This window comes from Pseudomonas sp. PvP027, assembly GCF_017833005.1.
GTDB lineage: Bacteria > Pseudomonadota > Gammaproteobacteria > Pseudomonadales > Pseudomonadaceae > Aquipseudomonas > Aquipseudomonas congelans.
This window is the reverse complement of record NZ_JAFIBK010000001.1, coordinates 1,194,432-1,216,904: the sequence shown is the minus strand read 5'-3', so window position 1 is coordinate 1,216,904 and position 22,473 is coordinate 1,194,432. Positions and strand designations below refer to the sequence as shown.

Sequence of the window (22,473 nt, the reverse complement as noted above, 5' to 3'; positions counted from 1 at the left end):
ATTGCCACGTGTTTACGGGCGAAAATTATGTAGTGCGCGTCGATATGACAGCCGTGCATTGCTCATAAACAAAGGCGCGGTCATAATGTAGCCCCTTTTTTCAGCCCCTACATGTGGAAGGTTCCCGTGACTCAGAAGCCCGACCAGTGTCTTGGTGAATGGATTGATCGTGAAGCTCTCGCCGAAGCGATGATCCCGCTCATCGGTCAGCTCTACCGCAATAATAATGTGGTGAGCTCGATCTATGGCCGTAGCCTGATCAACCGTTCAGTCATCGCGATTCTCAAAGCTCACCGCTTTGCGCGTCATCGTCAGTCCGATGCGGTTGAGTTGTCCGTACACGAGACGTTCCCGCTGATCAAAGCGATGAGCGAGCTCAAGCTGGGTGCCGCTTCGGTGGACCTGGGCAAGCTGGCCGTGAAGTTCAAGACCGAAGGCAATGGCCGCACGCCAGAGCAGTTCGTTCGTGAAGAGCTGGCCAGTGTAGTGGGTCAGCAGGGCACCAGCCCACGCAAGGGCACCGATGTCGTGCTGTACGGTTTCGGTCGTATCGGTCGCCTGCTGGCGCGGATCCTGATCGAGAAGACCGGTGGTGGCGACGGCTTGCGTCTGCGCGCCATCGTGGTCCGCAAGGGCGCGGAAAACGACTTGGTCAAGCGCGCCAGCCTGCTGCGCCGTGACTCGGTTCACGGTCCGTTCGATGGCACCATCACCATCGACGAAGCCAACAGCACGCTCACCGCCAACGGCAACCTGATTCAGGTGATCTACGCCAAGAACCCGTCCGAGGTGGATTACACCCAGTACGGTATCAAGGACGCTCTGCTGGTGGACAACACCGGTGTATGGCGTGATGCCGAGGGTCTGGGTCAGCATCTGGCCTGCCCGGGCATCGACCGCGTGGTACTGACCGCGCCGGGCAAGGGCAAGCTGAAGAACATCGTGCACGGTATCAACCACGGTGAAATCACTGCGGACGACAAGATCGTCTCGGCGGCATCCTGCACCACCAACGCCATCGTGCCGGTGCTCAAGGCAGTCAACGACAAGTTCGGCATCGCCAACGGTCACGTCGAAACGGTTCACTCGTACACCAACGACCAGAACCTGATCGACAACTTCCACAAGGGCGACCGTCGTGGTCGCAGTGCTGCGTTGAACATGGTCATCACCGAAACCGGTGCGGCCACCGCTGCTGCCAAGGCATTGCCTGAGCTGGCCGGCAAGCTGACCGGCAACGCGATCCGCGTGCCGACGCCGAACGTGTCCATGGCCATTCTTAACCTCAACCTCGAGAAGCAGACCACTCGCGAAGAAATGAACGAGTACCTGCGCTACATGGCGCTGCACTCGGATCTGCACAAGCAGATCGACTTCGTGAACTCGCAGGAAGTGGTCTCCACTGACTTCGTCGGCTCGCGTCACGCCGGTGTCGTTGATGCCGAAGCCACTATCGTCAACGACAACCGCGTTGTTCTGTACGTCTGGTACGACAACGAATTCGGTTACAGCCATCAGGTGGTTCGCGTGATGGAAGACATGGCAGACGTCAATCCGCCAGCCTTCCCGCAGTAAACGTTGAACGCTTGAGCTGCCCGGTCTGACCGGGGCAGCAGATAAACGGGCCGAACCCTGCGCAGGCAGGCTTCGGCCCGTTTTGTTTTATGGCTGACCGTGAGAGTCTGTCACGCGCAGATTTTCTGGACGATGGAGTATCAAGGATGAGCAGTTCGGCTCTGGATAGTTCGCAACATCCCCTCAAAAGCAGCTTCTTCTTTCTGTTTCTGACGATCTTCATTCCCTTCGGGCTGGGGCATTTCGTTTCGTACCTGTTTCGCACCGTCAACGCAGTGATCTACGTTGACCTGCAGGCCGACCTGAGTTTGCCTGCGAGCAGTCTGGGGTTGTTGACTGGCGTGTATTTTCTGACCTTCGCCGCCGCACAGATTCCGCTCGGCGTCCTGCTGGACCGCTACGGGCCGCGCAGTGTTCAGGCGCCGATGCTGCTGTTCGCGGTCGCCGGCTCGGTGATCTTCAGTATTTCCAGCACCGAGACAGGGTTGTTGATCGGGCGTGGGCTGATTGGCCTGGGGGTGGCGGGTTCGCTGATGAGTGCGATCAAGGCGTGTGCCATCTGGTTGCCGGTCGAGCGTTTGCCACTGAGTACCGCCTGCCTGTTGTCTATCGGTGGCCTTGGTGCGATGGCGTCGACCACGCCTTTGCATACACTGCTGAGCTGGTTGACCTGGCGAGAGGCGTTTCTGATTCTGGCGCTGCTGACCTTTTGTGTGGCGGTGGTCATACACCTCAGCGTTCCCAGGACCTACGAGAGCAAAAACACTCGCTACGCCGATATGTTTGCCGCTGTCGGCAAGCTCTACTCGTCATGGACGTTCTGGCGTCTGGCGCTGTACTCGGTGTTCGCACACGCCATCTACATGTCGGTCCTGTCACTGTGGATGGGGCCGTGGCTACGCGATATGGCGGGTTTGGGTGATTCCGGGATGGCCAATGTGCTGTTGTTCGGCGCTATCGCGATGGTGGCGGGGTCCCTGACGTTCGGCACGATCACCGATTACCTGCGCAGGTTCGGCGTACAGCCAATCATGATCTGTGGCACCGGTATGGTGATCTTTGTCGGCTTTCAGATGCTGATGGTCAGTGGCTTGCCCGTATCGCCTTATCTGATTGCCATGGGCTTCAGCTTCTTCGGCACTTCGACCACCATGAACTACGCCATCGTCGCGCAATCGGTGTCGCCGCAGCTGGCAGGCAGGGTGAGTTCGTCGTTCAATCTGGTGGTGTTCGTACTGGCGTTTTTCCTCCAGTGGCTGATGGGCGGCGTCCTGAATCTGTGGCCAGTCGCGGAGGGGGCAGGGCATCCACCCGAGGCCTGGCAGTGGTCGATGGGGTTGATGATTGCCCTGCAATTGCCGGGCATTCTGCTCTGGCTCGGTTTCCGGCCCTGGAAACGCAAGGTCTGAAAAACGCAAAACCCCGGCCGAGAGACTCTCGAGCCGGGTTTTTTTTGCGATGCAGCGATCAATCAGCTGGCGGAAGCCGCCACAGGCGCTTCAAGCTTTTGCCCGCCCTTGCGGAACAGTACCAGCGTCGCAACCAGACCCAGCACGGCGGCGCCGGTCAGCCAGATGCCTGGCGCTGCCTTGTTATCCAGTACGTGAATCAGGTAAGTACAGGCCGCCGGGGTAAAACCACCGAAGGTTGCAGTCGCCAGGCTGTAGGCCAGCGAGAAGCCGGTGGTGCGGACTTCGACCGGCATGATCTCGGTCAGTGCCACGACCATTGCGCCGTTGTAGGAGCCGTACAGGAACGAGAACCACAGCTCGACCATCAGCAGATTGCCGAAGCTCGGGTGTGCGACCAGCCACGACAGGGCAGGGTAGGCCGTGGCGATGGCCAGCACCGTCGCGGCAATCAGCAGCGGCTTGCGGCCGATGCGATCGGAGAACGAACCCATGATCGGCAGCCAGATAAAGTTGGACACGCCCACGCAGACCGTCACCAACAGACTTTCAAGGTCGGTCAGGTTCAGTTCGTTCTTGCCGAAGGTCGGGGTGTAAGCAGTGATCAGGTAGAACGACACGGTGGTCATCACCACCAGCGCCATGCCGCCCAGCACCAGACCGAAGTTCTGGCCGATGGAACGCACCACTTCACGCAGCGTCGGACGATGCGTGCGCGCTTCGAACTCCGGTGACTCTTCCAGCGAGCGACGGATGATGAAGATGGCCGGGACGATCAGGCAGCCGATCAGGAACGGCACGCGCCAGCCCCATTCGCCCATCTGCTCAGGGCTCAGCCAGTGGTTAAGACCTACGCCCAGCAAGCCGGCGAAGACCACGGCGGCCTGTTGGCTGGCGGACTGCCAGCTGACGAAGAAGCCTTTGCGGCCCGGTGTCGAGATTTCAGCCAGATACACCGAAACGCCGCCCAGTTCCACACCTGCCGAGAAGCCTTGCAGCAAACGACCGAGCAGTACCAGCAGGGGTGCGATGACACCCAAGGTGGCGTAGCCCGGCACGCAGGCAATCAACAGAGTGCCCATTGCCATCATCGCGAGGGTGATAATCAGCCCTTTGCGACGTCCGTGACGGTCGATGTAGGCACCCAGAAAGATCGCGCCCAGAGGGCGCATCAGGAAGCCTGCGCCGAAGGTCGCCAGCGACAGCATCAACGAAGCGAAAGCGCTGTCGGAAGGGAAGAAGGTTTTTGCGATGGCCGTGGCGTAGAAGCCATAGACCATGAAATCGAACATCTCGAGGAAGTTACCGCTGACAACGCGAAAGATCGCTTTGCCCTTACTTGTTGTGGAGGCCATTTAGTTACTCGCTCAGGCTCGTCGGCTTGGAGTCCGTTGTCGTTTTTATCCCGTTTGCATCGCCATTTCGTGTGTGCAACTGGCGATGCACATTTGTAACAGTATGTGTAACAGGGCTCAAAGACAACCGTTTCGGCGATTTGCTATCAGTTAACTGACGCTTGACAGGTACAGGCGATGAGGATCGTGCGGTGCGTCGATTTGATGAAACCTGATGAACAGGCATGCCACGCAGGGATCATAAGTCGCCTTCGGCTACTCAATATGCCGGTCGGCCTCGTATCGGGGCGATTCACTGTGTGTCAGGGCAGGTTATGGACGCTTTTCTGTCTTGTTCGCCAAGGGCAGCAAGTCACTCTGAAGGGTTTTTATAGTGCGGGGCGTGTGTTTGCGTAGATTTGGCAATTTTGCAGGGTGCCTCGTGTTGCTGGTGTGCGGCGGTTGTGGTCAGGAGCGCAAGCTGGAAAGCTTTGGCGGCCCCACCATGGGCAGCCATTATTCCGTGGTGTATGTGCGCGCTTCCGGGCAGCCTGAGCCTGCGGCTGTGCGTCCCCAGGTTGAAGCGATTCTGGCCGAGGTCGATCAGCAGATGTCGCTCTGGCGCACGGATTCGGATATCGAACGCTTCAATGCATTGCCTGCCAATAGCTGCCAGGTGATGCCGGAGCCGGTCTTGAAAATGATCGGCGTGGGCGAACAGCTGGCGCAGGAGAGTGACGGAGCCTTCGATCTGACCGTCAAGCCGTTGATGGACCTGTGGGGTTTGGGGCCTCATACGCTGTTCGAGCGGATGCCGCTGGTGCGGCAGCTGGCCCGGACTCAAGCGCTGGTCGGTTATCGCAACCTGCGCATCGTCGGTGACCGGTTGTGCAAGAGCGCCGCCGTGCAGGTGGACCTCAACAGCATCGCCGCCGGCTATGCGGTGGATCGCATCAGCGAACGGATGGACGCATTCGGTTTGCACGATTATCTGGTGCAGGCCACGGGTGAGCTTAAAGTCAGCGGGCTCAAGCCCGACGGCTCGCCCTGGCGGGTGACCCTGGACGCGCCGCTCGATGATGGCAATGTCACGCAAAAAGTCTTTCCGCTCGAGGGCTACGCCGTTTCTACGTCGGGCGATTTTCGGCGCTACATCGACCATGACGGGTGGCGCATTTCCGATACGCTCGATGCCTTGACCGGCAAGCCGATCAGCCACAGTCTGGCGTCGGTGACGGTCATTCATCCCTCGGCGCTGATGGCTGACGGCCTGTCCTCCCTGCTGTTGATTCTCGGCCCTCAGCGCGGCTGGAATTATGCGCAAGAACATAAAATCCCTGCTTTTTTTGTGATTCGTGCCGATAAGCGCTTTATCATCCGCAGCAATGCGTCGTTCGATCGTCTGGTTGTGGAGCAGCCGCGTTAAGTCAGCGGGCCGGATTATCCGGTCACTGGCACCACGTGCTGACAAAAATTGGCCTTCGACGCGACCAAGGGTTAATGTTCGCCGCCTCGGTGCAGCGCTAGACTGCGCCGCGTGATTTAGCCAGAGATGCCAAAGTGGCGCCTCGGTCTGTTTAAAGGAGTACGCATGGCTGTCTACAACTACGACGTAGTGGTACTGGGTTCCGGCCCTGCCGGAGAAGGCGCGGCAATGAACGCCGCCAAGGCGGGGCGCAAGGTCGCCATGGTCGACAGCCGTCGGCAGGTGGGCGGCAACTGCACCCATTTGGGCACCATCCCGTCCAAGGCCCTGCGTCACTCGGTCAAGCAGATCATTCAGTTCAACACCAATCCCATGTTTCGTGCCATCGGCGAGCCACGCTGGTTTTCGTTTCCGGATGTGTTGAAAAACGCCGAAATGGTCATCTCCAAGCAAGTGGCCTCGCGCACCAGTTACTACGCCCGCAACCGCGTCGACGTGTTCTTCGGTACCGGCAGTTTTGCCGACGAGACCAGCGTCAACGTGGTCTGCACCAACGGTGTGGTGGAAAAGCTGGTGGCCAACCAGATCATCATCGCCACCGGCTCGCGCCCTTATCGGCCGGCCGATATCGATTTCAGTCACAAACGCATCTACGACAGCGACACCATCCTCAGCCTGGGCCATACCCCGCGCAAGCTGATCATCTATGGCGCCGGTGTGATCGGCTGCGAATACGCCTCGATCTTCAGTGGCCTTGGCGTGCTGGTCGAACTGGTGGACAACCGTGACCAGTTGCTGAGTTTCCTGGATTCGGAAATTTCCCAGGCGCTGAGCTATCACTTCAGCAACAACAACGTGATGGTTCGCCACAACGAGGAATACGAGAAGGTCGAGGGTCTGGATAACGGCGTTATCCTGCACCTCAAGTCCGGCAAGAAGATCAAGGCCGATGCCTTGCTGTGGTGCAACGGCCGTACCGGCAACACCGACAAGCTGGGCCTCGAGAACATCGGGCTGAAGGCCAACGGCCGTGGTCAGATCGAAGTGGACGAGACCTACCGCACCAGCGTTTCCAACGTCTATGGGGCAGGCGACGTGATTGGTTGGCCAAGCCTGGCCAGTGCTGCTTACGACCAGGGTCGTTCGGCAGCGGGCAGCATGGTCGACAATGGCAGCTGGCGATATGTCAACGATGTGCCGACCGGGATCTACACCATTCCCGAGATTAGCTCGATCGGCAAGAACGAACACGAACTGACTCAGGCCAAGGTGCCTTACGAAGTGGGCAAGGCATTCTTCAAGGGCATGGCGCGTGCGCAGATTTCCGGGGAGCGGGTCGGGATGCTGAAGATCCTGTTCCACCGCGAGACGCTCGAGGTGCTGGGTGTGCATTGCTTCGGTGACCAGGCGTCCGAGATCGTGCACATCGGTCAGGCAATCATGAGCCAGCCGGGTGAAGCGAACACCATGAAGTACTTCGTCAACACCACGTTCAACTACCCGACCATGGCCGAAGCCTATCGGGTAGCTGCATACGACGGCCTCAACCGGCTTTTTTAAGCGACTCCGGCCGGTGGCCTGAGCCGGCCGGGGAGACCGATTTCAGTGATTCCCGAGCGTGGCGGTGGCCAAACCGGGAAAGTCTGTAATCAGGCTGTCGACGCCGAAATCAGCGAGCCTGCGCATCAGTGCAGGCTCGTTGACTGTCCACACCGACACATGCAGGCCCTGACGCTGTGCTTTCTGCAGACGCTCCGGGGTACACAGTGTCCAGTTCAATGCCAGAATTTCACAGCCGTAGCTCTGGGCGACCTTCAACGGGTCGAGCCAGGCGTACTCGGCTACCAGCCCGCGCGAGATGTCCGGCGTCAGGTCCAGGGCGGCGCGCAGCACTTCGCGAGAGCTGGAGGTGATCGTCACCTTGTCCAGCACGCCATGGCGCTGAGCCATTTCACGAATCGCCAGCACGGTATTGGCGGCGCGAGTACGTGAAGCGCTTTTGACTTCCAACTGCCAGTGCTCGAAATCGCATTGTTCGAAGAGTTCTTCCAGACGTGGAATCGGGCACGGCGAGACCCAGCCAGGACCACCCTTGCGCGCGTCGTACGTCACCAGATCGGCTGCCAGGTGTTCGTTGACCTTGCCGCGTCGGTCGGTGGTGCGCTTGAGGGTCGGGTCATGAATGACCATCAACTCTCCATCCTTTGAAAGATGCAGGTCCAGTTCACAGCGGCGCACGCCGTGCTTGAGGCATTCCTGAAAGCTGGTCAGGGTGTTTTCCGGTGCTTCGCCCTTGGCGCCGCGGTGGCCGTAGATAAGGGTCACGTTTACTCCTGGCTGCTACTGATAGTGATAAAGGGGCAGGGCGTTCAGTTTCCGGATGGCTGGCCCTGTTCCAGCGCCTGACGTCGCTGCTGAGCCTGACGCTGCAACACGTGGCGGGCGAGTAGCTGGCGCTGGGCGTCCGGGAGATTGACGAACTCGGTACTGATATCGAAATTGCCGTCTGCCAGCGTGTCGCACTGGCAGACCCTGGCGCGCAGCATCAAACCTGCGGCCTGGGGCATGAGCACCATCTTGATCGACAGTTGTTCGCCGACTGCAAAAGCCTGTTGCGAATTGAACTGAATGCCGCCTTCGGACAGTTTGACCGGCTGGGGAGCACCCAGCTTGCCCAGTGCGGTGTGGGCAACCACTTCGCCCAGCAAGTCGATGCGCTTGCTCAGCGACTTGAGAAAACTGTTCAGTACGCGGTCGCGCTCGTCGAGCTGGCGCATCAAATGCTGCGACTCGAACTCGCTGACGTGCAGCTCGCTGAGCAGGTCGAACAGCGTCGAGGTGTCCTGCATGGCATCCTGGCTTGCCTGGTCGGCGGCAGACAGGGGGTTAATTTCCAGTGCGACGCTGTCGTCGATACGGTAGTATTCGCGGCGTCCTGCTTCATCTAATGTCGACATGGCGAACCCAAGCTAGCGGCGGTGGTCAGAGAGTTTCGAGTGTAAAGCTGCACGTCAAGGCCCGCCACACGGACGTCCTCATTCCTGCGAACAAATTCCTACATGTTCAGACCTCTTTTTGTATTTGTCGGCACGCGCTACACCCGTGCGAAGCGACGCAATCATTTTGTTTCCTTCATCTCCCTGACCTCCATGATCGGCCTCGCCCTGGGCGTTGTGGTCATGATAGTCGTGTTATCGGTGATGAATGGTTTCGATCACGAAATGCGTACCCGCGTGCTCGGCATGGTGCCGCACGCGACCATCGAATCCGCTGATCCGATCACCGACTGGCGCGGTCTGGCTGCGAAGGTTCAGGAAAACCCGCAGGTGCTGGCCGTTGCGCCGTTCACCCAGATGCAGGGCTTGCTGACCCACGACGGCAAGGTGCAGAAAGTGCTGCTCAACGGTATAGACCCGACTGAAGAGCGCAAGGTCTCGATCATTGACCACTTCATCAAGCAGGGCCGGCTCGACAGCCTGTCGCCCGGCAGCTTCGGCATCATGATCGGCGACAAGGCTGCGGCCAAGCTGGGCGTCGGCATTGGTGACAAGCTGACTTTCGTCGCCCCCGAGGTGACGGTGACGCCCGCCGGGATGTTCCCACGCATGAAACGTTTCGAAGTGACCGGCATCTTTCACGTCGGCGCTGGCGAAATCGACGGTTTCCTGGGGCTGACCAACCTGGATGACCTGGGTCGCCTGCACCGCTGGAAGCCCAATCAGGTGCAGGGGCTGCGTCTCAAGTTCGACGATCTGTTCGCGGCGCCCCGTACCTCGTGGGAAATCGCGCAGAAGCTGGGCGAAAACAATTTCTACTCGCGTGACTGGACGCGCACCCACGGCAACCTGTACCAGGCCATCCGCATGGAAAAAGCCATGATCGGTCTGTTGCTGCTGCTGATCGTGGCGGTGGCGGCCTTCAACATCATTTCCACGCTGGTGATGGTGGTCAATGACAAGAAGGGCGACATTGCCATTCTGCGTACTCTGGGCGCTACCCCGCGACAGATCATGGCGATATTCATGGTCCAGGGTACGGTGATCGGCGTGGTCGGTACGCTGATCGGCGCGGCACTGGGTATTCTCGCGGCGCTCAATGTCAGTGCTGCCATTTCTGCACTCGAAGGGCTGATCGGCCACAAGTTTCTCAATGCCGACGTCTACTTCATTGATTACCTGCCTTCGCAACTGATGGCCCAGGACGTGTTCCAGGTCTGCGGTGCGGCGTTGGTCCTGAGTTTCCTCGCCACCCTGTATCCCGCCTGGCGTGCTGCGCGCACCCAGCCGGCGGAGGCGTTACGTTATGAGTGAGTCGGGCATGTCTGATAAAGCAGTATTGAGTTGCCGCAACCTGGGTAAATCCTACGAGGAAGGCCCGGAGTCCGTGGTGGTGTTGTCCGGTCTGCAGCTGGAGTTGCACCCTGGCGAGCGTGTCGCGATCGTCGGCAGTTCGGGGTCGGGCAAAAGTACCTTGCTCAACCTGCTGGGCGGGCTGGACACGCCGTCCGAAGGCAGTGTCTGGCTGGCAGGTGAAGAGTTGTCGGCGCTGGGCGAAAAGGCTCGCGGCCTGTTGCGTAACCGGGCGTTGGGTTTCGTCTACCAGTTCCACCACCTGCTGCCCGAATTCACCGCGCTTGAAAACGTCTGCATGCCTTTGTTGATCGGCCGCACGCCGATCCCCGAAGCCCGCAAGCGTTCCACCGCATTGCTGGAGCGTGTCGGCCTCGGTCATCGTCTGGCGCACAAGCCGTCGGAGCTTTCCGGTGGCGAGCGTCAGCGTGTGGCGATTGCCCGTGCCTTGATCAATCAGCCGGGTCTGGTGATGCTTGACGAGCCAACCGGTAACCTCGATCACCACACGGCGCAGGGCATTCAGGACCTGATGCGTGAACTGAGCACATCGTCGCGCACGGCGTTTCTGATCGTGACTCACGACATGAGTCTGGCGCGGCAAATGGACCGTGTCCTGCGTCTGGAAGACGGCCGCCTCGTCGAGGCCTGATCGACCCGGCCCGGCGCAATTCATCGCGTCGGGTTCCAGTTTTTATACGGTGTATTTTTCCACGGTGCTTCGCGAATGTTCAGACCGTTACCCATCTTCATCGGCATGCGCTATACCCGCGCCAAACGCCGCAAAAGCTTCATCTCGTTCATTTCGATGACCTCGATGATCGGTCTGGCACTCGGTGTCCTGGCGATGATCGTGGTGCTGTCGGTCATGAACGGTTTCCAGCGGGAAATGAGCTCGCGGATTCTCGGCATGGTGCCGCACGCGGTCATTGCCGGCACCACCCCGGTGGATGACTGGAAACCGCTGGCCGACGCTGCGCTGAAAAATCCTGAAGTCACCGCTGCCGTGCCGTTCACCGACATGGAAGGCATGCTGTCCTACAAGGGCTCGATGCAGCCGATCCAGATCAGCGGTGTCGACCCGGCACTGGAACATGAGGTGTCGATCGTCACGCAACACATCACCCGCGGAAGTCTCGAAGACCTCAAGCCGGGCGAGTTCGGTGTAGTGCTCGGTGATATCACCGCGCGCCGCTTTCGCTTGAGCATCGGCGACAAGCTGACCCTGATCGTGCCGGAAGTCAGCAGCGCCCCTGGCGGCATCACGCCGCGCCTGCAACGCTTGACCGTCGTGGGTATCTTCAAGGTCGGTGCCGAGCTGGATGGTTCGATGGGCCTGATCAACATCGCCGATGCGGCACAGATGCAACGCTGGCAGCCCAATCAGGTTCAAGGCGTGCGACTGGCGCTAAAGGATCTGTACAAGGCGCCTCAGGTGTCCACCGCCATCGCCGCCGGTCTGGGTGATGGCTATCGCGCCGATGACTGGACCCACACCCAGGGCAGCCTGTTCAGTGCCATGAAGATGGAAAAGACCATGATCGGTCTGTTGCTGCTGATGATCGTTGCCGTGGCAGCGTTCAACATCATTGCCACGCTGATCATGGTGGTCAACGACAAGGGCGCAGACATCGCCATCCTGCGCACCATCGGCGCCACGCCGCGGCAGATCATGGCGATCTTCGTGGTTCAGGGCACCGTCATCGGCATCGTTGGTACGTTGATCGGCGGCATCCTGGGGATTATTGCGGCGCTGAACGTCAGCAGTCTGGTGGGCTGGATCGAGCGGGTCAGCGGCCAGCACATCTTCAGTTCCGATGTGTATTTCATCAGCAACCTGCCTTCCGAACTGCAGGCCGGTGACGTGCTGCTGATCTGCAGTGCCGGGTTTATCCTGAGCTTTCTGGCGACCATCTACCCCGCATGGCGCGCCGCCCAGATCCAGCCGGCGCACGCGCTGCGTTACGAGTGATCGGGCCTGAGCCACCCTCGTTGAGGCCGCAGTGTGGTCCGCGAGGGGGGCGGGGCAGAGCGGATTTTCGCTGAAAGCCCCACGCAAACGCTATAAACTCGCCGCGTTAATTCATGATCCAGGTATCGCCATGCATCCCGCAGCCGAACACTCGCCGCTGGGCAAGTCCAGTGAGTACATCGCCACCTACACGCCGTCGCTGTTGTTCCCGATTCCTCGTGCCGCGAAATGGGCCGAGCTTGGGCTCACCGCTGAGACGCTGCCCTATCAGGGTGTCGATTTCTGGAACTGCTACGAGCTGTCGTGGCTGCTGCCTTCCGGCAAGCCGGTGGTGGCCATTGGTGAGTTCAGTATCCCTGCCGAATCGCCGAACATCATCGAATCGAAGTCCTTCAAGCTGTACCTCAATTCGTTGAATCAGACGGCTTTTGCGAGCGTCGAACAGCTGCAGACCACCCTCGAACAGGACCTGTCGGCTGCTGCGGGCAAGCCGGTCGGCGTGCGTATTCGCAGCCTGGCGGAAATCGAAGAAGAAGGTGTCGCGGCGCTACCGGGCATGTGTATCGACGACCTGGACATCTCGGTGAGCAGCTACGACCGACCGCAACCCGAGTTGCTGCGTTGTGATGATTCGCAGGTGGTGGAGGAGAGCGTGCACAGTCATCTGCTCAAATCCAACTGCCCGGTCACCAGCCAGCCTGACTGGGGCAGCGTAGTGGTCGAGTATCGCGGTGCAGCGCTGGATCACGCCAGCCTGCTGGCGTATATCGTCAGCTTCCGTCAGCACTCGGACTTTCATGAGCAATGTGTGGAAAGAATCTTCCTCGACCTGCAGCGCTTGCTCAAGCCGGAGAAGCTCACCGTGTATGCACGCTATGTGCGCCGCGGTGGTCTGGACATCAACCCGTACCGCAGCACTGAAACGCTCGACGTGGACAATCGCAGGCTGGCGAGGCAGTAGTATTTTTTTGAGCGCGGGGAGTGGACGCAGAGCGTCTGGAACGGCATTCCCAAGCGGAGCGTGTGGAACGATAGGTGTCAGTAGTGCCGAGGCTCCGCGTCGCACCGCGCATCAGCGGCCGGACGCAGAGCCAGCAGAGCGGCATTACCCGATCAGACTCCGATATTGCCCAGCGTCTGCACGATGTTGCGCAAGGTGCCAGCAATGGTCGGATGCTCCAGCTCGAAACGCTCGACGGCCAGATTCACGTTATCAGCCAAGCTGCTGTCCTGCTCGTGAGTGGCCTGTTCCAGCTCGATTTTAGTTTCAATTTGTTTCATGAGTTCGCGCAGGTCTTCCCGCTCGGACTCTGACATCGGCGGGTTATGCTCCAGTTGCTCGCGCAGGGTATTGAGTTGTTCTTGCAGTTCGCGGGCGGGCATGACGTGCTCCTTGATTGATAAGTCTGTCTCATGGACTTCGCCGAAGAGCTAAAGGTCCATGTTCAATCAAGACTAATCCAGTCAGCGCCCGTGTGCATATGTATCAGGGTTTTTCGCCCTTGCTGCGTCGCAGGGCAATGTCGGCCAGGCAGGATTCCAGTTCGCCCAGGTGGTCGATCACCGAATGCACCCCCAGCGAATAGAGTTTGAGTGTGGCCTGCGCGCGTCGCTGTTCGCGTTCGGCATCGCTGAGAGCCTGCCATTGAGAAGGCGAGAGCCCGCACAGCGGTCCGCAGGATGCCAGGCCAATGGTCCACAGCCCGGCGTTCAGCCCGGACTGCAACAGGCGCGGGTCGCCGCTGATCAGTACGCAGCCATCCAGCTGACTGACTTTCAGGGCCATCAATGCCATCCAGCAGGCATCCGGGGCGGGCCAGCCTGCGGTCGGACGGGGGGCGGGAATCATCCATTCACTCACCGGCACGGCCAGTGCGGCACTTAAGCTATCAGGCAGCTCATCGAGCCAGGCGCAAGGCATGCTCTGGTCGCGTAGCGTCTGCAGAATAGCCTTTGCACCCGGTGTGAACTGCGTGTGTTCATGGCCGGGTGCGCGCGAGTTTGCGGCCTGCGCGCCGAAGTCCACCAGGCAGCCGCTGAGGCCGAACAGCAGGGCAGGGAAGGTTGGCAGAGGCGTGAGGACCGGGGCGAGCATGAGGATCTCTCTGAAATATCGAGAAACGCTACCGATCTTTTGTGACACTTCGATGAATGTGCGATGACGGAGTTTATGCGGAACCCTTTGCTGACAGACCTGCCTTATTCTCGACAGAAGGCTTTATACTCCCTGTCCTAGCGTGTGGGGCGTAGCACCCGCGTCATTATTTCGATATCTCGATCAGGAGTGTCAGCTATGCCCGTGACCGGTGCAGGCTTTATCAAACGTTTGGTGCAATTGTCCCTGTGTGCAGGCATGGCGCTGCTTCCGGTAGCCGTTCAGGCCGCCGAGGACGATCCATGGGAAGGTATCAACCGTTCCATTTTTACCTTCAACGATACCCTTGATGCCTACACGCTCAAGCCGCTGGCCAAGGGGTATCAGTACATCGCGCCGCAATTCGTCGAAGACGGTATCCATAACTTCTTCAGCAACATCGGTGATGTCGGCAACCTGGCGAACAACGTGCTGCAGGCCAAGCCTGAAGCGGCTGGCGTCGATACCGCACGCCTGATCGTCAACACCACTTTCGGCCTGCTGGGCTTCATCGACGTGGGCACCCGCATGGGCCTGCAACGCAACGATGAAGACTTCGGCCAGACGCTGGGCTACTGGGGCGTGCCGAGCGGCCCGTTCGTGGTCATTCCGTTGCTGGGGCCAAGCACCGTACGTGATGCATTCGCCAAGTACCCGGACACCTACACCTCGCCCTACCGCTACATCGATCACGTCCCGACCCGTAACACGGCGCTGGGCGTCAATCTGGTCGATACGCGGGCCAGCCTGCTGTCTGCCGAGCGCATGGTCAGTGGCGATCGCTACACCTTCATTCGCAATGCCTATTTGCAGAACCGCGAGTTCAAGGTCAAGGATGGCAAGGTCGAAGACGATTTTTAATCGCTACTTTGCCTCTGTATGAATCAATAAAGGCGACCCCGGGGTCGCCTTTATTATTTTGTAAAAGTGTGAACCGGTTCCGTCTGCTTTCACTTCATAGAGAGGATTGAAAGCCCCAGTTTCTGTCCGCCACCTTCTTCATCATTCACCCAAACCACCTCGGTTTCGGCTTCAAGCCCCTTGAGCGCAGGATGGTCAGAGTCAATGCGCACGCTGAGTTTGTCTCCGACCTGGAACGAGCGTGGCGCCTGAACCTGCATGCCAGAGCTGGAAAGGTCAATGCATACGGCGGGAATCACCTGACCGGCGTGGATCAGGTTGACGTCTGCATCGACGCGCATGCGGATGTAATCCCGCTTTTCCTCGTAGTCGCGATCATTTCGACTCATGTACAGTCCTTCGTTTTAGTTGCTGATTTGTGAGTTCTTATAACTCTGGGTGATTTGCGATGTAAAGAGCGCAAAGTGAGGGTGGGAGCATGCTTGAAACACCCGTCGGATGGGAGTACCGTCTGCGCCTTGAAGGGCACCTCTGAAACACGACAGACTTATCAAGTTGTTGCGTGTTATTGCGGAGAGGCTAGAAGCGAATCCAGTAAGCGGCTTCCGGTAATCCCGGGCTGCCTACGCCAACCTGATCTGGCGCCGTTTGCCCCCATGCCAAAAACCAGTGCCAAGCTGCTGATTATCGATGACGACGACGTAGTGCGCGCAAGCCTTGCCGCCTACCTTGAAGACAGTGGCTTCAGCGTTCTGCAAGCGAGTAACGGCTTGCAGGGAATTCAGATATTCGAGCAGGAGAACCCCGATCTGGTGGTCTGCGATCTACGCATGCCACAGATGGGCGGGCTTGAGCTGATCCGTCAGGTCACGGCCATTGCTCCGCAGACGCCTGTCATCGTCGTTTCCGGCGCGGGTGTGATGAGCGATGCAGTCGAGGCCTTGCGCCTTGGCGCTGCCGACTACCTGATCAAGCCTCTCGAAGATCTTGCCGTACTCGAGCATTCAGTGCGTCGTGCGCTGGATAGGGCCCGCCTGCTCACTGAAAATCAGGTCTACCGCGAAAAGCTGGAAAAGGCCAATCGCGAACTCGAAGCCAGCCTTCACCTGTTGCAGGAAGACCAGGACGCGGGTCGGCAAGTGCAGATGAACATGTTGCCGATCACACCGTGGTCGATTGACGCGTTCAAATTTGCGCACCAGATTATTCCGTCGTTGTATCTGTCCGGCGATTTTGTCGATTATTTCAGGGTTGATGAACGGCGCGTTGCCTTCTATCTCGCCGATGTTTCAGGGCATGGTGCGTCATCAGCGTTCATTACCGTGCTGCTGAAGTTCATGACCACGCGGCTGCTGTTCGAATCCAAGCGTGGCGGAACGCTTCCGGAATTCAAGCCGTCGGATGTGCTGGGACATATCAACCGCGGCCTTATCAGTTGCAAGCTGGGCAAGCACGTTACGATGGTCGGCGGTGTCATCGACGAAGAGTCAGGTAAACTGACGTACGCAGTGGGCGGACATCTGCCATTGCCTGTGTTGTATTCCGAAGGGCAGGCGCATTATCTGGAAGGTCGTGGGCTGCCGGTCGGGTTGTTCAACGAGGCCACCTACCAGGATCATGAAATCGATCTGCCCGAGTCCTTTAGTCTGACCATGCTGTCTGATGGCATACTGGACTTGTTACCCGGTGATACACTCAAAGAGAAAGAAGCCGTCCTTCCCGAATTGGTCAAGACGGCTGGCGGCAGCCTGGATGGCTTGCAGCGGGTTTTTGAATTGGCAACGCTAGGGGAGATGCCGGATGATATCGCCTTGTTAGTGTTAAGCAGGAATCTTGAATGAGTACCGGTAGAATCCAGTTCGCCGAGCAGGAAGGCACCTTCGTTCTCAAGTTCGTGGGTGAAGTGCGGTTGACGCTGTGTTCGGCCCTGGATGCCACTATCGAGCGCATCTTCACTGCGCTGAATTTTTCGGCGGTGGTCATTGATCTGACCGAGACACGCAGCATTGACAGCACTACGCTTGGCCTGCTGGCCAAACTGTCGATTCTGTCGCGCCAGAAGGTGGGCCTGTTGCCGACCCTCGTGACCACTCACGAGGACATCACGCGCCTGTTGCAGTCGATGGGCTTTGATCAGGTCTTCAACATCGTTGACCGGCCTCTGCCGCGGCCTGAGTGCCTGACTGATCTGCCGTCACAGGACCAGTGCGAAGAAGTGGTGAAAGCCAAGGTGCTTGAAGCGCACAAGATCCTCATGGGCCTCAACGACTCGAATCGTGAAGCGTTCCATGATCTGGTCAACGCACTGGAAGGTCAGCGCTAGGCCGCTGCTCCAAATCGCAGGCAGCAGAAAGGGCGACACCCGTGAGGGTGCCGCCCTTTTTTCGTATCACGCTTTTTTGGCAGGAAGCAGCGCTTCCAGTTTTTCCTGATCGCGAGCGAACTGACGAATGCCTTCGGCCAGTTTCTCGGTGGCCATGGCATCTTCGTTGGAGTTCCAGCGGAACTGGCTCTCGGTCAGGCTCTGACGTGGCTCACCTGCATTATTGCCCGGAGCAAGCTTGCGCTCCAGTATGCCGGTGTCTTCGGCCAATTGCTTGAGCAGCTCGGTGCTGATGGTCAGGCGATCACAACCGGCCAACTGTTCGATCTGATTAAGGTTGCGGAAGCTGGCACCCATCACGACAGTCTTGAAGTCGTTGGACTTGTAATAATTGTAGATGCGCGTTACCGACTGCACGCCCGGGTCTTCTGCACCGGTGTAATCGGTGCCTGTCGACTTCTTGTACCAGTCGTAGATACGGCCCACGAACGGCGAAATCAGGAAGACGCCAGCCTCGGCGCAAGCCACAGCCTGGGCAAAGGAAAACAGCAACGTCAGGTTGGTCTGGATACCTTTCTTCTCAAGGTATTCGGCGGCGCGGATACCTTCCCAGGTGGAGGCAAGCTTCACCAGCACACGATCGTTTTCGACACCGGCAGCGTTGTAAAGGCCGATCAGGCGTTCACTGCGTTCGATCAGCGCGTTGGTGTCGAAGGACAGTCGGGCGTCCACTTCAGTGGACACTCGGCCGGGTACGACCTTGAGAATCTCCTGACCGATGGCCACTGCGAAATGGTCGCAGGCCAGGCCTATGTCGCCTTTGCCACGGGCGAATGCCTCTTCGAGCATCGCTTTATTGCTTTCGCTCGAAGCTGCCTTGAGCAGCAGAGAAGGGTTGGTGGTTGCATCTTGAGGCTTGAGGCTCTTGATTGCGCCGAAGTCGCCGGTGTCAGCAACAACGGTGGTGAATTTCTTGAGTTGATCCAGCTTGGAAGTCATGAGCGTGCTCTGTCCTGTGCGGTTGGATGACATTACCCGAGCGCTGCCGACCACTCAAGGCCGCAGCGTTTACTGCTGTCGATGATAGGCCTTGAGGGACGGCATTGTCGTGAATACCTTTGTCTAGACTGTTTTGAGCCTCGCACCGACTGCTTGTTCCCTTTATATGAATTTAAGCTCTTTAGAGCGACCTGCATGCTGCAGGATTCACAGCGACCACTTCAGCGAGACCATCAGATTGCGCGGGTCGCCGTACACGCCGCTGCCGGTGGCCAGCGGAATGCCTTGCCAGTATTTTTCGTCGAATACGTTGTTGAGGTTGACTCGCGCGTCCCAGTGCTCGTCGAACCGGTAGCCTGCCATCAGGCCCACGACCGCATAGGCATCCTGCACGGAGTGACCGTTGCCGACCCGATTGTACGTCTCGCTTTGTGCCAGGACATCTGCGCCCACGCGCCATTTGTTCAGGTTGCCGGGCAGGTGATAGGACGTTGCTGCCTTGAACAGGTGTTTCGGTTGGTTGGGCGCAAACAGGTCGCCCTTGTCATTGGTCCGGTCCTTCACGTACTGGCTCAACACCAGTGTGTAGGAGGCAGAGGCCTGCCAGTCAGGTGTCAGCTGGCCGGTGATTTCTGCGTCGATACCCCGGCTGCGCACTTCTCCGGCGGCTTCGTAACAGACGCGATTCTGCTGCTGGCAGGTGGCTGGCGGGTTGACGATGGCATACGCGCGGTTTTCCTGGGTCATGTCGAAGACTGCCAGCGAGGCATTCAGGCCGCCGTCGAAGTACTCGCCTTTCAGACCGATCTCATAACTTTCGCCGGTCATCGGGTCAAGCACGCCGCCTCCCGCGTCCAGCTGGTTTTGCGGCTTGAAGATCTCTGTATAGCTGGCGTAGGCCGAGTAGGTGTCGTTCAGGTCATAGACAACACCGGCGTAGGGCGTGACTTCGCGTATGACCTTGTAGTCACCATTATTGGCCGAACGATTCTGGTAGTCGTACCAGCTCACCCGGCTGCCGACGATAAGGTGCAACGGATCAATCGGGTTGAAACGCGCAGCAGCGTAGACACCTTCCTCGGTGGCGGTGTTCTGGCTGACATAGGCAGTGCGCGTGGCAGGGTCTGGTTTTGCAATCACATTGGGATTGAAGTGGTAGATATCGATTGGCGTGGAGCCGTAGAAACCGCCTTTCTGGTCAAACTTCTCTTCGCGACGACTGACCCCGAGCATCAGCTCATGCTCTCGGCCAAACAGCTGGAACGGGCCCGACAGTGAGCCGTCGAGACTGGTCTGCACATCCGTGGTGTCGTACTGGCCGGCTGCCTGGCCGTAGCCGGTGCCGTTGGCGGTCAGGTAGTTGGAGTACATGTCGGACTCCGCCCAGATTCTGGTCGCTGCCAGCTTGCTGCTCCAGCCGTTGTCGAAATGATGGGTCAGGTCAGTGAAGAGGCTGACGTTCTGCCTGTCCCAGTAGGCCCAGTCGTTGCTCAGGAACGTGGAGCGCGGCAGGCCAAGATTCTCGCCGTTCGGACCGGACGGCAGGCTGCCCCAGTCGGAGGTCGCGTCATCGCGCTGTTTCGAGGCTCCGATGGTCCACGTGGTCGAATCGCTGAGATCGGCTTCCAGTACGCCATAGAACGTCTGGCGCTCTTTATGGCGCTCATCGACAAAACTGTTGCCCGTTTCATAGGCCGTCACCACGCGGCCGCGCAACGTACCGGAATCGTTGAGCCGGTTCGACGCGTCCACTTCGGTACGGTAACGGTCCCAACTCCCTGCACTGGCAGTCACGCTGACTTGCGGAGTCGCGGTAGGACGCTTGCGGATCAGGTTCAGCGTCGCCGATGGACTGCCCGCGCCGGTCATCAGCCCCGTCGCCCCACGAACCACCTCGACGCGGTCGTACAGCGCCAGATCGGCACCGGAAATGGTGTCCAGTGTAAAGGTGCTGACGATTGTCGGCAGACCGTCATACATCAGGTTATCGATGGCAAAGCCGCGCGCCAGAAACTGCTGGCGGTCCGAGCCGAACTTGCGCAGTGTGACGCCGGGTGCATATTTGACCACATCATTGAGGTCGTTCATGCCTTGATCTTCAATGCGCTGGCGGGTGATCACGCTCACCGACTGCGGCGTCTCGCGAATCGAGAGAGGCAGTTTGGTCGCGCTGTTCATCGATCCGGTCGTATACGAGCCGCTGCCTTCCGTAGTGGCCATTCCAGCGATTCCCGTTTGAGCGCTGATATCCACGTTGCCCAGCGTCATGGGGCCATTGCTGGCTGGCTGGAACACCTTCGCGGCATTGCCCTGCACCCGCGCATCAAGGCCGCTGCCCAGCAGTATTCGGCTCAATGCCTGAGCCGGTTCCAGGCTGCCTCTGACTGCCGGGGCCTGCTTGCTTGCAATCAGGGAGTCATCAACTGATATCTGCAGGCCGCTTGCCTGACTCAGTTGTGTCAGCGACCTGGAGAGCGGTTGTGCGGGCAGATCGAGTTGAACGGGGGCTGCCACAGCGGTGGCTGAAAGCCCGAGGACTATAAGACCGGTCAGCGAAGGGAGAAACGGACGAAGCATTAGGGTCATTCCTGCAAGGGCTGAGGACGTGGCAGTACATGTCGCAGATGGCGTGCCTGTCGCAACAGTGGTGACGGGCAGCGGCGGGGCGAGACTAACAACTTTTTTGCGCTTTACTAAACGCTAATCACTATCAGTTACATTCTCATACATATTTTCTGCACAAGCCTCGCCTGTGGCGTCGAGCGGCGCATTGGGGTAAAGATGCTGTTCAACTCGCGATCATCTGAAGGAACCAGCATGCATTCACGACGCTTCCCCATCACTGCCGCAATCGGACTTTCCCTGGTTTCCATGGGCCTGTTTTCCATGGCTGCCAACGCCGCCGAGCTGTCACCCGATCAGTTGCTGAAAAAAGCCCAGGCCGAACAGCCGGCCTACCTCGACACTGTCCGGCAGTTGGTCGATATCGACACAGGCACCGGCCAGGCACACGGGCTGAAGACCGTCAGCGCGATGCTGGTCGAACGTCTCAAGGCGCTGGGCGCGGAAGTCTCCACCACGCCGGCAGAGCCTTCGGCGGGGAACAATATCGTCGGCACTTTCAAAGGCAACGGCACACGCTCTTTTCTGTTGATGGTCCACTACGACACGGTGTTCGGGCCGGGCACCGCCGCCAAGCGTCCCTTCAGGCTCGATAGCGAGCGCGCCTATGGTCCCGGGGTGGCAGATGCCAAGGGTGGCGTGGCGATGATTCTGCATGCGCTGCAGCTGTTGCAGGATGAGCAGTTCAAGGAGTTCGGCACGCTCACTGTGCTCTTCAACCCGGACGAGGAGACCGGCTCCAGCGGCTCGAAAAAAGTCATCGCCGAACTCGCTCGCCAGCATGACTACGTGTTTTCGTACGAGCCGCCTGACAAGGATGCCGTCACTGTCGCCACCAACGGCATCAATGGCTTGCTTCTCGACGTCAAAGGCAAATCGTCACACGCAGGCTCCGCTCCAGAGGCCGGGCGCAATGCGGCCATCGAGCTGGCGCATCAGCTGCTGCAGCTCAAGGACCTCGGCGACCCGGGCAAAGGCACGACCGTCAACTGGACGCTGATCAAGGGCGGGGAGAAGCGCAACATCATTCCATCCAGCGCGTCGGCCGAGGCGGACATGCGCTATTCCGACCTCAGCGAGAGCGACCGGGTACTGGCTGATGGACAAAAGATCGTGAAGAAGACGCTGGTCGATGGCACCGAAGTGACCTTGCGAATGGAAAAAGGCCGACCGCCGCTGGCCAGAAACCCTGGCTCCGAACAGCTGGCGAAAACCGCGCAGACGCTCTACCAGAAAACAGGCCGCACTCTGGAGCCGATTGCCATGCGTTTCGGTACCGACGCGGGCTATGCCTATGTACCGGGCAGTGCGAAGCCTGCGGTGCTCGAAACCATGGGCGTGGTCGGCGCGGGTCTGCACGCCGACGATGAATACATCGAGTTATCGAGCATCGCGCCCAGGCTTTACCTGACCGTGGCGCTGATTACGCAGTTGTCGAAGGGGGATGCAACGCCCTGACGGCTTGTGAG

At 59.1% G+C, this 22,473-nt stretch carries 20 protein-coding genes; 12 read left to right on the top strand and 8 right to left on the bottom strand.

What is annotated here, in order from left to right; genetic code table 11:
* Nucleotides 1–111: 111 nt before the first annotated feature.
* Nucleotides 112–1,575 (top strand): glyceraldehyde-3-phosphate dehydrogenase, encoded by a 1,464-nt coding sequence (locus JOE33_RS04665; protein ID WP_054993706.1) that lies wholly within the window; start codon nucleotides 112–114, stop codon nucleotides 1,573–1,575.
* Nucleotides 1,576–1,721: 146 nt separating this feature from the next.
* Nucleotides 1,722–2,984, top strand: coding sequence for an MFS transporter (locus JOE33_RS04660; RefSeq protein WP_187626173.1), 1,263 nt, complete (start codon nucleotides 1,722–1,724; stop codon nucleotides 2,982–2,984).
* Nucleotides 2,985–3,046: 62 nt separating this feature from the next.
* Here the strand turns inward: JOE33_RS04660 and JOE33_RS04655 are convergent, their stop codons facing one another.
* On the bottom strand, nucleotides 3,047–4,339 hold the full coding sequence (locus JOE33_RS04655) for an MFS transporter (protein WP_010426770.1): 1,293 nt from the start codon (nucleotides 4,337–4,339) through the stop codon (nucleotides 3,047–3,049).
* 421 nt (nucleotides 4,340–4,760) lie between these two features.
* Here JOE33_RS04655 and JOE33_RS04650 point away from each other — a divergent pair, with 421 nt between their 5' ends.
* Nucleotides 4,761–5,744: an FAD:protein FMN transferase gene (locus JOE33_RS04650; protein WP_025990766.1), complete on the top strand. Its 984-nt coding sequence runs from the start codon at nucleotides 4,761–4,763 to the stop codon at nucleotides 5,742–5,744.
* A 165-nt stretch (nucleotides 5,745–5,909) separates the two neighbouring features.
* Entirely contained in the window at nucleotides 5,910–7,304 is a 1,395-nt protein-coding gene (gene sthA, locus JOE33_RS04645; protein ID WP_032611438.1) for a Si-specific NAD(P)(+) transhydrogenase, read from the top strand.
* A 42-nt stretch (nucleotides 7,305–7,346) separates the two neighbouring features.
* Here sthA and JOE33_RS04640 read toward each other — a convergent pair whose 3' ends face one another.
* Both JOE33_RS04640 and JOE33_RS04635 read right to left on the bottom strand, forming a co-directional pair.
* A complete protein-coding gene (locus tag JOE33_RS04640; RefSeq protein WP_010426774.1) occupies nucleotides 7,347–8,069 on the bottom strand; it encodes a glycerophosphodiester phosphodiesterase in 723 nt (240 codons plus the stop codon).
* Between the two features lie 44 nt (nucleotides 8,070–8,113).
* Nucleotides 8,114–8,701, bottom strand: coding sequence for a PilZ domain-containing protein (locus JOE33_RS04635; RefSeq protein WP_003315079.1), 588 nt, complete (start codon nucleotides 8,699–8,701; stop codon nucleotides 8,114–8,116).
* Nucleotides 8,702–8,803: 102 nt separating this feature from the next.
* On the opposite strand from JOE33_RS04635, the gene JOE33_RS04630 reads away from it, so the two are divergent.
* The 4 genes from JOE33_RS04630 (at nucleotide 8,804) to queF (ending at nucleotide 13,026) form a co-directional block, all read left to right on the top strand.
* Nucleotides 8,804–10,054 carry a lipoprotein-releasing ABC transporter permease subunit gene (locus JOE33_RS04630; RefSeq protein WP_187626174.1) on the top strand — a complete coding sequence of 417 codons (1,251 nt, stop codon included), beginning with the start codon at nucleotides 8,804–8,806 and terminating at the stop codon, nucleotides 10,052–10,054.
* Between the two features lie 7 nt (nucleotides 10,055–10,061).
* On the top strand, nucleotides 10,062–10,745 hold the full coding sequence (gene lolD, locus JOE33_RS04625) for a lipoprotein-releasing ABC transporter ATP-binding protein LolD (RefSeq protein WP_172452211.1): 684 nt from the start codon (nucleotides 10,062–10,064) through the stop codon (nucleotides 10,743–10,745).
* A gap of 75 nt (nucleotides 10,746–10,820) precedes the next feature.
* A complete protein-coding gene (locus JOE33_RS04620) occupies nucleotides 10,821–12,065 on the top strand; it encodes a lipoprotein-releasing ABC transporter permease subunit (protein ID WP_010426777.1) in 1,245 nt (414 codons plus the stop codon).
* Between the two features lie 130 nt (nucleotides 12,066–12,195).
* A complete protein-coding gene (gene queF, locus JOE33_RS04615) occupies nucleotides 12,196–13,026 on the top strand; it encodes an NADPH-dependent 7-cyano-7-deazaguanine reductase QueF (protein ID WP_187626175.1) in 831 nt (276 codons plus the stop codon).
* Nucleotides 13,027–13,178: 152 nt separating this feature from the next.
* Here the strand turns inward: queF and JOE33_RS04610 are convergent, their stop codons facing one another.
* Both JOE33_RS04610 and JOE33_RS04605 read right to left on the bottom strand, forming a co-directional pair.
* Nucleotides 13,179–13,448 (bottom strand): DUF4404 family protein, encoded by a 270-nt coding sequence (locus tag JOE33_RS04610; protein ID WP_010426779.1) that lies wholly within the window; start codon nucleotides 13,446–13,448, stop codon nucleotides 13,179–13,181.
* 103 nt (nucleotides 13,449–13,551) lie between these two features.
* The gene (locus JOE33_RS04605; RefSeq protein ID WP_187626176.1) at nucleotides 13,552–14,160 is read right to left on the bottom strand and encodes an HAD family phosphatase; all 609 of its coding nucleotides are present in this window, start codon (nucleotides 14,158–14,160) and stop codon (nucleotides 13,552–13,554) included.
* A gap of 198 nt (nucleotides 14,161–14,358) precedes the next feature.
* Here JOE33_RS04605 and JOE33_RS04600 point away from each other — a divergent pair, with 198 nt between their 5' ends.
* A complete protein-coding gene (locus JOE33_RS04600; protein WP_010426781.1) occupies nucleotides 14,359–15,060 on the top strand; it encodes a VacJ family lipoprotein in 702 nt (233 codons plus the stop codon).
* A gap of 89 nt (nucleotides 15,061–15,149) precedes the next feature.
* On the opposite strand, the gene JOE33_RS04595 is transcribed toward JOE33_RS04600, so the two are convergent.
* On the bottom strand, nucleotides 15,150–15,449 hold the full coding sequence (locus JOE33_RS04595) for a PilZ domain-containing protein (protein ID WP_010426782.1): 300 nt from the start codon (nucleotides 15,447–15,449) through the stop codon (nucleotides 15,150–15,152).
* Between the two features lie 267 nt (nucleotides 15,450–15,716).
* Here JOE33_RS04595 and rssB point away from each other — a divergent pair, with 267 nt between their 5' ends.
* The gene (gene rssB, locus JOE33_RS04590; protein ID WP_003315068.1) at nucleotides 15,717–16,901 is read left to right on the top strand and encodes a two-component system response regulator RssB; all 1,185 of its coding nucleotides are present in this window, start codon (nucleotides 15,717–15,719) and stop codon (nucleotides 16,899–16,901) included.
* On the top strand, nucleotides 16,898–17,383 hold the full coding sequence (gene rssC / locus JOE33_RS04585; protein WP_003315067.1) for an anti-sigma factor antagonist RssC: 486 nt from the start codon (nucleotides 16,898–16,900) through the stop codon (nucleotides 17,381–17,383). The genes rssB and rssC overlap by 4 nt, the downstream gene beginning before the upstream one ends.
* 66 nt (nucleotides 17,384–17,449) lie before the next feature.
* Here the strand turns inward: rssC and tal are convergent, their stop codons facing one another.
* Both tal and JOE33_RS04575 read right to left on the bottom strand, forming a co-directional pair.
* Nucleotides 17,450–18,382 (bottom strand): transaldolase, encoded by a 933-nt coding sequence (gene tal, locus JOE33_RS04580; protein WP_187626116.1) that lies wholly within the window; start codon nucleotides 18,380–18,382, stop codon nucleotides 17,450–17,452.
* Nucleotides 18,383–18,589: 207 nt separating this feature from the next.
* Nucleotides 18,590–20,959, bottom strand: a complete 2,370-nt coding sequence (locus tag JOE33_RS04575; protein WP_187626115.1) for a TonB-dependent siderophore receptor — start codon at nucleotides 20,957–20,959, stop codon at nucleotides 18,590–18,592.
* A gap of 240 nt (nucleotides 20,960–21,199) precedes the next feature.
* Here JOE33_RS04575 and JOE33_RS04570 point away from each other — a divergent pair, with 240 nt between their 5' ends.
* A complete protein-coding gene (locus tag JOE33_RS04570) occupies nucleotides 21,200–22,462 on the top strand; it encodes a M20/M25/M40 family metallo-hydrolase (protein ID WP_187626114.1) in 1,263 nt (420 codons plus the stop codon).
* Nucleotides 22,463–22,473: the final 11 nt, after the last annotated feature.